This window comes from Microbacterium sp. H6, assembly GCF_003314775.1.
Lineage (GTDB): Bacteria > Actinomycetota > Actinomycetes > Actinomycetales > Microbacteriaceae > Microbacterium > Microbacterium oxydans.
The window spans coordinates 8,375-18,788 of record NZ_QOAY01000243.1; the positions used below are offsets into that span (position 1 = coordinate 8,375).

Genomic DNA, 10,414 nt, shown 5'->3' on the forward strand with positions numbered 1-10,414 from the left:
ACCGTGCGCGAGGTAGCTGCGGGCCTGGGTCGCCTCGACCAGCACCTCCGGCCAGTCGACCAGCGGCGGCAGTGCGCGCGTCGCCGGCAGTCCGAGGCGCAGGGCGGCGACGGGCGCGAGACGGCTGGCCTGCACCAGGGCGTTGATGAAGTGCGTCGTGCCGATCATCACGGCGTCGATGTCCGCACCGGCGAAGGCGTGTCCGACCCGCAGATCCTCGATCGCCTGGATGATGCCGCTCGTCACATCGGGTGTGGTCGAGTGCTTCACCCCCGCCAGGGTGCGGGTGCCGTCCATGAGGACGGCATCGGTGTTGGTGCCGCCGACGTCGATGCCGATGTGCATGATTCTCGCTTTCCGGTGAGGGGATGTCTGTCTCGGGGCCGGTCAGGCCGCTGCTGCCGCTTCTTCGATCGGGGCTGCCTGTCGCGTCGTGGCGACTCCGACCCCGCGCACCCAGCCGAGCTTGCCCGCCACGATGTACAGCACCATGGAGAGGAAGAGACTGAGCAGGGACGGGATGCCCCACGTGACGAAGTATCCGACGAGTGCCGAGACGAGCCAGACGACGATGGTCGCGGGCACGATGCGCGGTGCCGTCGCCGGCAATGTGCCGGCTTCTCGGGTGGCGTCGAGCTCGGGGCGCCAGCGACGCACGATGTAGTACTCGGCGACCATGATCCCGGCGATCGGCGGGAATGCGACGCTGAGCACGATCAGGAACTCGGTGAACTGGCCGAGGATGCCGACTGCGGCGAGCACGGACCCGACGATGCCCAGCACGATGGTCGTCGTGACGCGGTGCAGGTTCTTGCCGAACGCGGTCGAGATGAAGTTCACGAGTCCCAGCGTGGAGGAGTACAGGTTCCAGTCGTTGATCTTCAGGGTGCCGGTGAGCACGATGAACAGACCGATGAAGCCGACCGACGAGGTCACGATCGCGACGATGTCGCCACTGGCGGCCGCGTGGGCGAGCAGCACGCCGGCGAGCCCGATCACGAACTCGCCGAGCGAGACGCCGACCACGGTCTGCTTGACGACGTCGGCGCGGGAGCGGTTGAAGCGGGTCATGTCACCGGTGATGATCGCACCGACGATGAGACCGCCGGCGACGATGCCGGTCCCGGCCCAGACGCTCATGGTCGGGCCTGGGGCAGGACCGGTGAGCAGTTCGCCGATGTCGTGGCGGGTGAGCTCGGAGATGACCGACCAGCCGACCAGGATGAGGAACAGCGGCACGGTGATGTTCGCGAGCCACTGCATCCCCACGAACCCGAAGGCCACGATCGCGGTGACGGCGAGACCGAAGATGAGGCTCCAGGCCCACACCGGCAGGGCACCGGGCATGAGCGCGTCGAGAGACTGGGCGGAGATGGCCGACTGGATGCCGAACCAGCCGATCAGGCTGATGCCGATCGCGAGGCCGACCAGCGAGGCTCCGATCTCGCCGAAGCCGGTCCAGCGGGCGAGGAGTGCGGTGTTCAGGCCTTCGCGCTGGCCGATGAAGCCGACCACGCACATGATCACCTCGAGGATGAGCGAGCCGAACAGGAAGGCGAGGACGGCCTCGCCGAAGGTCATGCTGTAGCCGAGAGTCGCGCCGAGGAGGAACTGCGAGAGGGCCGAGACCTGTCCGAATCGCTGCACGGCGATTCCGAACCAGGGTTTGCGGGCCTCGGGAGTCACTCGGGAGAGCGCGAAGTCGTCTGCGTGCGCCGTGCGTGCCATGAGGATCCTTCGGGAGGAGGAGGACGGGTTGTGCGCCACAGTAGCGACGCTTCCCACGGCCCCGACATGTGCATATCGCACGAGAATCACGCGAGGATGTGCAGGTCGCACACCTAAGGTTCCTCTTCCTCGCCTGTCTCTTGTCCAAGAACGACGCCGAGACCCACGCTCAACGCCGAGACCCCCTCCTGCCGACGCGGGCAGGAGGGGGTCTCGGCGCCAGGCGTGGGTCTCGAGGACGGCCTGGGGCGCGTGGAGTCAGTGCAGCGCGTTGGTCTCGATGAAGGCGCGCAGGGCCTGCTCGTCGTCGCCCATCTCGGTCACGTGCTGAGGCGCATCGAGCATCTCCTGCAGCTCCGGCGCGTAGCCGAGCTCGACACCGATGGCCTCGTGGAGCGTCTCTGCGAACTTCTCGGGCTTCGCGGTCTCGAGCACGAGCATCGGCACGCCGGGCTCGACATACTCGCGGGCGACCTTGACACCGTCGGCCGTGTGCGGGTCGATGACCTCGCCGGTCGCCTCGTACACCGAGCGGATGGTCGCCAGTCGATCCGCGTGCGTCGACGTGCCGCTGACGATGCCGAACTCTTCGAGGAAGCGCTCCTTGTCGGCGGAGAAGTCGAAGTGGCCCTGCGCCTCCAGATCGTCCCAAGCGCCGACGACGCGAGCGGGGTCGCGGCCGACGAGCTCGAAGATGAAGCGCTCCAGGTTGGACGCCTTCGAGATGTCCATCGAGGGACTCGACGTGGCGAGGGTCTGGGCGGCGCTGCGCGGTCGATAGACGCCCGTGCGGAAGAACTCGTCCAGCACGTTGTTCTCGTTAGCTGCGAGCACGAGACGACGGATCGGGAGTCCCATCTGCTTCGCGAAGAAACCGGACAGGATGTTGCCGAAGTTCCCGGAGGGCACCGTGAACGACAGCTCTGTCCAGCCTCCGGCATCCGTCGCCCGCAGCCAGGCCCAGAAGTAGTAGACGGTCTGCGCCGTGATGCGTGCCAGGTTGATGGAGTTCACCGCGCCGAGGTGCTGGGCGCGCTTGAAGTCGAGGTCACCGGCGAGCTTCTTCACCAGGTTCTGGCAGTCGTCGAAGACGCCTTCGACCGCGATGTTGTGCACATTCGCGTCATCGAGCGAGAACATCTGCGCCCGCTGGAACGCGCTCATGCGGCCCTGCGGCGACAGCATGAACACGGCGACGCGCTCCTTGCCGCGTAGCGCGTGCTCCGCCGCCGAGCCGGTGTCTCCCGAGGTGGCGCCGAGGATGTTGAGCACCGCGTCGTTGCGCTCCAGCGTGTACTCGAGCACCTGGCCGAGGAACTGCATGGCCATGTCCTTGAACGCGAGCGTCGGTCCTTCGGAGAGCCCGACGAGCGTCAGGTCGTCGTCGATCGCGCGCAGCGGCACCACACCGTCGGGGAAGTCGGCGTACGCGGCATCCGTCATCCTGGCCAGGTCTGCACGGGGGATGTCGGTGGCGAACAGCCCGAGCACCTCGGTCGCGAGTTGCGGATACGTCAGCGCACGCCAGCGCTCGAGCGTCTCGCCGTCGACGGTCGGCATGACCTCGGGCACCGCCAGTCCGCCGTCGGGCGCGAGGCCCTCCAGAAGCGTCTCGCTGAACGACTGCGGCTGCATGCCGCCGCGGGTGGAGATGAACTGCACGTTGGCTCCTCGGCTCGGGACTCGGCCCGTCCATTCTCGCAGGGTGTTCCCCGTCGAGTTGACGCGATGACGGAGGCGGGCGCTGCACTCAGAACAGCGAGGTGGGCAGTGCCCCTTCGTGCTCCAGCAGCCAACGCTTGGTCTCGAGCCCGCGACCGACGTCGCCGCCCGAATAGCCGCCGAGTCCGTCGCCGGCGACGACCCGGTGGCAGGGGACGATCAAGGGCACGGGGTTGGCTCCCATGATCGAGCCGATCCCCCTGGCGGGCACCGCGGTTCCGCTGCGTGCAGCCAAGCCGCCGTACGTGATCGTCTCACCCTGCGCGACGGTCTCGTGCAGGGCAAGGAGCACAGCTTTGGTCGCCGCGGTCTGCACGCCGAGGTCGACCGGCACGTCGAAGCACCGCAGCCTGCCGTCGAAATAGGCTCGGAGTTGCGCGAGAGCTTCCGTGAGCAGCGGATCGGCGCCCGGCTCGGACACCACCACACTCCCGTCGGGCGGAGTCGACCGCCACGTGACGCGGGTGATCGCCCCACCGTCGCTGACGACTCCGACGACGCCGACCGGAGTCGCGAGCGTTCCGAAAGCCGACATGCGTCGAGAGTACCGCCCGTTCCGGACACGCAGACCGGCCGAACGATCACGGCGCGGAGGAGCGATCTCGCGGGGAGAGGGTATGGCGCCCCGCCGCTTCCGGCGCGACCCTGGATGGTGGCATCCCTTACCGTGCACGATCACCATCTCGCTGACAAGGAGCACCCTATGAACACCACCACGGCCGCGCTCGACCTCGCCGATGTCCGTCTGCACTACGAGCTCCGCGGCGAGGGACCGCTGCTCGTCCTGATCGGCGCGCCGATGGATGCCGACGCCTTCGCTCCCTTCGCCGACGAGCTCGCCACCGATCACACCGTCCTCACCACCGACCCGCGCGGGGTCAAACGGAGCATCCTGCACGACCGCTCGCAGGGCTCCAGTCCCGAGCAGCGCGCCGATGATCTCGCGGCGCTCATCGAGCACGTCGATCGCGGACCCGCGAGCGTCTTCGGCTCCAGCGGCGGCGCCGTGACCAGCCTGGCGGTCCTGCAGGCGCACGGCGACCTCGTATCCGTCGTCATCGCCCACGAACCCCCACTCCTGGAACTGCTGCCCGACCGCGTCGAACAGCGCCGCCTCACCGACGAACTCCGGTCGGCGGCGCTCTCCGGCGACCGCGTCGGCGCCTGGAGGCTCTTCTTCGCGCAGGCGAACATCCCGATGCCCGAGGAGGCGCTCGTCCAGTGGTTCGGCGGCGAGGTCGATCCGCAGCATCACGCCGACGAACAGTTCTGGTTCCGTCACGAGCTTCCGGCCAGCGTGCGCTGGGAGCCCGACCTGGAGGCACTGCGAGCGCGCACGGCCGACCTCGTGCTCGGAATCGGCCGGGAGTCGGTCGGCCAGCTGTGCGAACGCACGACGACTGCCCTCGGGGAACGGCTCGGAGTCGAGCCGACCCGGTTCCCCGGCGACCACACCGGATTCGTCGATCACCCCGGGGAGTTCGCCGCGCGTCTTCGTGAGGTGCTCGACCGCTGAGGAACGCCCGCCGATCGAGGCCATCGAGCGCACGACCAGCTCGACGGCCTCGACACGTCAACCGCGGCAGAGCTGATGCCAGAGCGCTGCCCAGTGCTCCGGGCGCAGCTCACGGGGAAGGCGACACTCCCTCGCCCCGGCTGCCGCCACTGCCCGCCGGGCCTTGCCCATAGGGATGCGTGCGGCGGCGGCCACGACCGCGGCGAGGCTCCCCCCTCGGCCCGTGAACATCGCGCGGACGAACGCCTCGTACCGCTGCCGATCCGATACCGCGACGAGAGGCGACCCCCGACGGGTGATGGCGAGCAGACCGCCGTCGACACTCGGCTGCGGTGAGAAACCCCACGCGGGGACGCGCCCTTCCAGGGCGAACTCGAACCACGGCGCGGACTGCGCCGTCATCATGGTCGCGCCGCCCACACCGGCGCGCTTGCGCGCCACCTCCCATTGCGTGAGCAGCACCGCCTCGTTCCAGCGGTCGCCCGAGAGCAGGCGCCGCAGGATGGGCGTCGTCGCGTGGAAGGGGATGTTGCCGACCACGGTGTCCGCATCGAGCGGGTGCCGTGTGGCGTCGGCGATCTCGATGCGCACACCGGGCAATGCCCTGCGCAATCGGTGCACGCGGTGCTCGTCGACGTCGATCGCGGTGAGCGGTCTGCCCAGATCCGCGAGCACGCGAGTGAGCGCTCCGTCGCCGCAGCCGAGTTCGAGGATCGAGCCCGAGGTACGACCGACGAGGGCGGCGATGCGGGTCAGGGTCGGGCGGTGGGTGAGGAAGTTCTGGCCGAGTTCGTGACGGCCGCCATGGATTGAACGAGGCATGAGTGCGCTCCAGAAGAAGAATCGGAGCACCTCGGAGGAGGGAGACGACGCGAAGAGGCGTCAGTGAGGACTGCCCGTCCCGAGGTGCGATGACATCTCGGTGGACGGCGCGCAGATGCGTGCGGAGAGCGAGCGCGCCGTCAGGCGCGGCGGTCGCGGAACACGAGAGTGCGCCCCATCACGGGCGCTGCGCATATTGTTCCCATGTCTCCCAGCATATCCGCCCTCAGATCCAGCCGCGCTCCTCGGCCATCAGCACGGCCTGCTGACGGGTTCCGACCGAGAGCTTCCCGAGGATGACGGAGATATGGTTGCGCACCGTCCCCGGGGCGAGTGAGAGCGCCCGTGCGATCTGGCCGGTCGTCTCCCCACGCCGACCGGCACGCAGCACGTCGAGCTCGCGGTCCGTGAGCGGTGAGCGCTCGTCGCTCAGCGCATCGGCGGCGATCTCCGGATCGACATAGCGGGCGCCAGCCGCGACCCGGCGGATGACAGCGGCGACCTCGTCGGCCCCACGGGACTTCGGCAGGAAGCCGGAGACACCCGAGGCCAGGGCACGGCGCAGCACGCCTGGACGCGCGTGACGGGTGACGACCACGCACCGCGTCGCGATCGCCCTGTGCAGCTTCTCGGCCACCTGCACGCCGTCGAGCCCCGGCATCTCGAGGTCCAGCAGACACACATCCGGCTGAAGTCGCAGAGCCTCGACGACCGCCTGCTCGCCGTCCTCGCACTCGGCGATGACCTCGATATCGTCTTCCAACCGGAGGAGGGCTGCGAGCGCGGATCGGATCATCGCCTCGTCATCGGCGAGCAGCACCCGGATCATCGAGCCTCCTCCGATCCCATCGGCACAGTGACGACGACGACGAATTCGGTGGCCTCACGCCGGACATCGAGAGTTCCGCGCGCTTCCTCGATCCGCCGCCGCACACCGTCGAGGCCCGATCCGTCGTGCTCGATATCGGCGTCGACCGCGACATCATTCGCGATCTCATAGCGCCAGTCGTCGCCGACGCGACCCAGCAGGAGGCGTGCATACCGTCCGCCGCCGTGTCGGAGAACGTTCGTCGTCGTCTCCCTGATGACCGGACCGAGGGCGGATGCCGGTGCGGCGTTCGCATCCGCATCGATCGTGGCTCCCACATCGAGGCCGGCCGCCGTCAGGAGATCACGGGCGTTGGCGAGTTCGTCTCCCAGCGGCACGGAGCGGAAGCGCGTCGCGAGGTCTCTGGTCCCCTGTCGCGCCTCGTCGACGCTGATCCGCGCCGCACGGAGTTGCTCCATCCCCGCATCGGCGTCACTCGGCAGCAGACGCTCGGCGAGCTCCAGCTGCGGCGCGATGACCTGGAGGTGATGCCCCTGCAGGTCGTGCACGTCGGTCGCCACCCGGAGGCGTTCCTGCGTGGCGGCGAGCCGAGCCTCGGAGGCCCTGGCGCGATCGAGGGTGATCAAGACATCCCACCACCACAGCGAGGTGACCGTCATCACGGGGAGGAAGACGGTGTAGGCGGCGGTGAAGAGGAAGGGCACCTCGGGAGCGACGTCGAGGTGCGAGTCGACCACTGCGAGGGCGGCCAGGACGACCGTCGCAGCGATGACGACCTTGTATCGGACACCCGGCTGCCAGTTCAGCAGCACGATCGACTGCACGATGGGCATGAGGGCGAGCTGCCAGCTCCCGATCAAGCCGCCGGCAGCCGCACCATAGGCGACCGCGATGAGGAGCGGTGCGCCGAGGCGCATCCAACGCACACCCGGCTCCGCGTCCAGACGATGCCGATAGTCGAGGAGCAGCGAGACTGTGGAGGCGACCCAGAGGATTCCACCGCCTCCGACGATCACACCGCCGATACCCCGGAGGTCGACCGCGAGCGTGGTGACCGTCCACGCAGCGACAAGCGCGAGTTCGAACATGATGACTGCGGACGCCGTGTACCACCAGGTCGCGGTCACACCCCGCGACAACTGCCTCGCTCCCGGACTCGGCCCGACGGAGGCAGGGGGCTCGATACGACTGCTCACGCTCCCCACGATAGGGCCGTGACAGTTGTCACGGACGCGTCGTGCGATCTGCCCGGGAAGCGATGACGGGCCGACACTGCCGCCGAAGGGAGCATTCGGCTGGACTGGAGCCATCGCATCGGAGACTCCGATCGCACCGACAACCGGGAGTATCCCATGAACCTCATCGAGACCTTCCAGAACCTGGTGGCCCAGGTCCCCGAACTCGTGCAGCCGCTCATCGTCGCCCTCGCCGGCGCGATCCCCTTCATCGAGGGTGAAGGGGCGGTGAGCATCGGCATCATCGGCGGCATCTCTCCGGTGATAGCCGCGATCGCCGCGATCGTGGGCAACTTCCTCTGCGTCCTGGTGGTAGTGATCGTCAGCTCCGGAGCCCGACAGGCCGTCGTGAACCGTTCGCGAGCCAAGACCGCGGCGCTCGCCGGTGCCGGCGGCGGCACGATCGACGAGCCGGCCGCGGATGCGGCCGACACTGGTCGCGGCACCGCGCGTCGCGAGAAGTTCCAACGTGCGTTCGAGCGCTACGGCGTTCCCGGGGTGAGCCTGCTCGGACCGCTCCTGCTGCCGACGCAGTTCACCGCGACCATGCTTGCGGCTTCCGGCATCGGCAGGGCGCGCATCCTCTTCTGGCAGGCTCTGGCCATCATCGGCTGGACCACCGTCGTCGCCGTCATCGTCGGAAGCGCGGTGTACGCGATCCGCTGATCTTCGTGAGGAGACTGGATTCAGAATATCTTGAATTCAGTCTTTTCTGTACAGTTGAGCTGTGACCACCGCTCTCGCCTCCCTCACCCACACGGCAGCAGTCGCCCGTCTGGGGCACGCCCTCTCGGACGCCACCCGGGCCGGTGTGCTGCTGGCACTGCGAGAAGCGCCCCGATACCCCGCCGACCTGGCCGATGCGCTCGGCGTCTCACGCCAGGCCATGTCGAACCACCTCGCCTGCCTCCGCGGATGCGGGCTCGTCGAGAGCGTTCCGGACGGACGCCGAAGCAGCTACCGACTCGCGGATCGCCACCTCGCTCCAGCCCTCGACATGCTCATGCGGGTCACGCTCATCGTCGAGCCGGACTGCTGCTCGGGTGAAGGCTGCACCTGCTGATGACCCCCACGGCAGCCGCGACGCGCCGCGAGACCCTCCACCGCCGCATCCGCCTGATCGTCGGAATCACCATCGGCTACAACCTGATCGAGGCGGTCATCGCGATCGCCGCCGGATCCGTCGCCTCGTCAGCCGCGCTCGTCGGCTTCGGACTGGACTCCACGATCGAGGTGCTCTCCGCGGCCGCGGTCGCCTGGCAGTTCACCCGCCGCGATCCGGAACGCTGGGAGAAGCCGACTCTGCGCGTGATCGCCATCGCCTTCTTCGCACTGGCGATCTATGTGACGGCGACGTCCGCGACCGCGCTGGTCACGGCCGAGCGCCCCGAGCACAGCACGATCGGCATCGCTCTGACCGCGATCAGCGTCGCGGTCATGCCGTTCCTCTCCCTCGCCGAACGCCGCGCGGGGCGAGAACTGGGTTCGGCCACGGCGGTCGCAGACTCGAAGCAGACCCTCATCTGCACCTACCTCTCCGCCGCGGTGCTGGTCGGGCTGGTCGCGAACTCGCTGCTCGGCTGGTGGTGGGCCGATGCGGTCGCCGGTCTCGTCATCGCCGCCTTCGCGGTGCGCGAGGGCCTCGAGGCATGGCGGGGCGACGCCTGCGCGACGTCGGTCGGGATGCTGCTCGAGAACGACGACCACGACCATGACCACAACCACAACCACGACCACGACAACGACAACGACGACGCACGCTGAAGCCGCCCCCAGGGGCGGCACCTAGGCTGAGGGGATGGAAACCGCTCCCCCGACGTCGGCTCGGGATCTGCTAGGTCGGACGGTTCTCGTCACGGGCGCGAACGCGGGCATCGGCTACTGGTGCGCGGAGCAGCTCGCCGCACGTGGCGCACGCGTCGTCCTCGGCTGTCGCTCCCCCGAACGCGCGCGCACGGCGGTCTCCTCGATCAGAAGCCGGGTGCCGGACGCCGACCTGCGCGTGCTGGCACTCGACCTCGGCTCGCTCGGAAGCGTGTCAGACGCAGCCTCCGGAGTGGATGAACGCCTCGACGCGATCATCTGCAACGCCGGCGTGAAGGCGGCGGATCGGGCGGCGCGCACGAGCGACGGCCACGACCTCATGGTCGGCACGAACTTCCTCGGTCACTTCGCCCTGGTCGCACAGCTCGAGGCGGGGCTCGCTCCGGATGCCCGTGTGGTCGCGGTCGGCTCGATCGCCCACCGTTTCGCACGCCTCGACCCGGCGACGCTCGACGACCCGTGGACCGGTTCCTCACTGCAGCAGTACGGGCGGTCGAAGGCGTCTCTGATGGCTTTCGCGTTCGAGCTGGCACGGCGCTGGGGCGGCTCATCCCGCTCGGCGGTCTGCGCGCACCCGGGCTATGCGGTCGACCCGCTCACCCCTCAGCGCCCCGGCCTGGCGGCGGTGCCCGGATTCGTCCGCGCGCTGGCGGCACCGACCAAGATGCTCGTGCAGGGCAAGGATGGCGGGGCGCTGCCGATCGTCCATGCTGCGACATCGGCGGAAGTCCTCAACGG

At 68.8% G+C, this 10,414-nt stretch carries 12 protein-coding genes; 5 read left to right on the forward strand and 7 right to left on the reverse strand.

The features are described 5' to 3' along the window. The 4 genes from DSP71_RS24070 to DSP71_RS15445 form a co-directional block, all read right to left on the reverse strand. A partial coding sequence (locus tag DSP71_RS24070; protein WP_309472628.1) for a hydantoinase/oxoprolinase N-terminal domain-containing protein occupies positions 1-345 on the reverse strand: 345 nt, incomplete at its 3' end. Positions 346-387: 42 nt separating this feature from the next. After that, the gene (locus DSP71_RS15435; RefSeq protein ID WP_113681528.1) at positions 388-1,728 is read right to left on the reverse strand and encodes a cytosine permease; all 1,341 of its coding nucleotides are present in this window, start codon (positions 1,726-1,728) and stop codon (positions 388-390) included. A gap of 258 nt (positions 1,729-1,986) precedes the next feature. Further along, positions 1,987-3,390, reverse strand: coding sequence for a threonine synthase (gene thrC, locus DSP71_RS15440; protein ID WP_113681529.1), 1,404 nt, complete (start codon positions 3,388-3,390; stop codon positions 1,987-1,989). Between the two features lie 88 nt (positions 3,391-3,478). Further along, positions 3,479-3,985, reverse strand: coding sequence for a methylated-DNA--[protein]-cysteine S-methyltransferase (locus DSP71_RS15445; RefSeq protein ID WP_113681530.1), 507 nt, complete (start codon positions 3,983-3,985; stop codon positions 3,479-3,481). Positions 3,986-4,153: 168 nt separating this feature from the next. On the opposite strand from DSP71_RS15445, the gene DSP71_RS15450 reads away from it, so the two are divergent. Next, positions 4,154-4,966, forward strand: coding sequence for an alpha/beta fold hydrolase (locus tag DSP71_RS15450; protein WP_113681531.1), 813 nt, complete (start codon positions 4,154-4,156; stop codon positions 4,964-4,966). A gap of 57 nt (positions 4,967-5,023) precedes the next feature. Here the strand turns inward: DSP71_RS15450 and DSP71_RS15455 are convergent, their stop codons facing one another. The 3 genes from DSP71_RS15455 to DSP71_RS15465 all read right to left on the reverse strand — a co-directional run bounded on the left by DSP71_RS15455 (position 5,024) and on the right by DSP71_RS15465 (position 7,813). Further along, the gene (locus DSP71_RS15455; protein WP_113681532.1) at positions 5,024-5,788 is read right to left on the reverse strand and encodes an rRNA adenine dimethyltransferase family protein; all 765 of its coding nucleotides are present in this window, start codon (positions 5,786-5,788) and stop codon (positions 5,024-5,026) included. Positions 5,789-6,014: 226 nt separating this feature from the next. Continuing rightward, the gene (locus tag DSP71_RS15460; RefSeq protein WP_046747263.1) at positions 6,015-6,617 is read right to left on the reverse strand and encodes a response regulator transcription factor; all 603 of its coding nucleotides are present in this window, start codon (positions 6,615-6,617) and stop codon (positions 6,015-6,017) included. Continuing rightward, positions 6,614-7,813 carry a sensor histidine kinase gene (locus DSP71_RS15465; RefSeq protein ID WP_258546487.1) on the reverse strand — a complete coding sequence of 400 codons (1,200 nt, stop codon included), beginning with the start codon at positions 7,811-7,813 and terminating at the stop codon, positions 6,614-6,616. Before DSP71_RS15465 ends, DSP71_RS15460 begins: the two co-directional genes overlap by 4 nt. Before the next feature lie 156 nt (positions 7,814-7,969). On the opposite strand from DSP71_RS15465, the gene DSP71_RS15470 reads away from it, so the two are divergent. The 4 genes from DSP71_RS15470 to DSP71_RS15485 all read left to right on the forward strand — a co-directional run. Next, the gene (locus DSP71_RS15470) at positions 7,970-8,518 is read left to right on the forward strand and encodes a hypothetical protein (protein WP_058630427.1); all 549 of its coding nucleotides are present in this window, start codon (positions 7,970-7,972) and stop codon (positions 8,516-8,518) included. Between the two features lie 61 nt (positions 8,519-8,579). Further along, positions 8,580-8,915: a helix-turn-helix transcriptional regulator gene (locus DSP71_RS15475; protein WP_058630426.1), complete on the forward strand. Its 336-nt coding sequence runs from the start codon at positions 8,580-8,582 to the stop codon at positions 8,913-8,915. Then, complete coding sequence (locus DSP71_RS15480) at positions 8,915-9,616, forward strand: cation transporter (RefSeq protein ID WP_113681534.1); 702 nt, start codon at positions 8,915-8,917, stop codon at positions 9,614-9,616. Before DSP71_RS15475 ends, DSP71_RS15480 begins: the two co-directional genes overlap by 1 nt. Positions 9,617-9,650: 34 nt before the next feature. After that, the coding region (locus tag DSP71_RS15485) for an SDR family NAD(P)-dependent oxidoreductase (RefSeq protein WP_113681535.1) at positions 9,651-10,414 on the forward strand (764 nt) is incomplete at its 3' end.

Coding starts and splice junctions, on each gene's coding strand:
- DSP71_RS15435 (WP_113681528.1), bottom strand. CDS start 1,728: ATGGCACGCACGGCGCACGCAGACGACTTCGCGCTCTCCCGAGTGACT.
- DSP71_RS15445 (WP_113681530.1), bottom strand. CDS start 3,985: ATGTCGGCTTTCGGAACGCTCGCGACTCCGGTCGGCGTCGTCGGAGTC.
- DSP71_RS15450 (WP_113681531.1), top strand. CDS start 4,154: ATGAACACCACCACGGCCGCGCTCGACCTCGCCGATGTCCGTCTGCAC.
- DSP71_RS15455 (WP_113681532.1), bottom strand. CDS start 5,788: ATGCCTCGTTCAATCCATGGCGGCCGTCACGAACTCGGCCAGAACTTC.
- DSP71_RS15460 (WP_046747263.1), bottom strand. CDS start 6,617: ATGATCCGGGTGCTGCTCGCCGATGACGAGGCGATGATCCGATCCGCG.
- DSP71_RS15470 (WP_058630427.1), top strand. CDS start 7,970: ATGAACCTCATCGAGACCTTCCAGAACCTGGTGGCCCAGGTCCCCGAA.
- DSP71_RS15480 (WP_113681534.1), top strand. CDS start 8,915: ATGACCCCCACGGCAGCCGCGACGCGCCGCGAGACCCTCCACCGCCGC.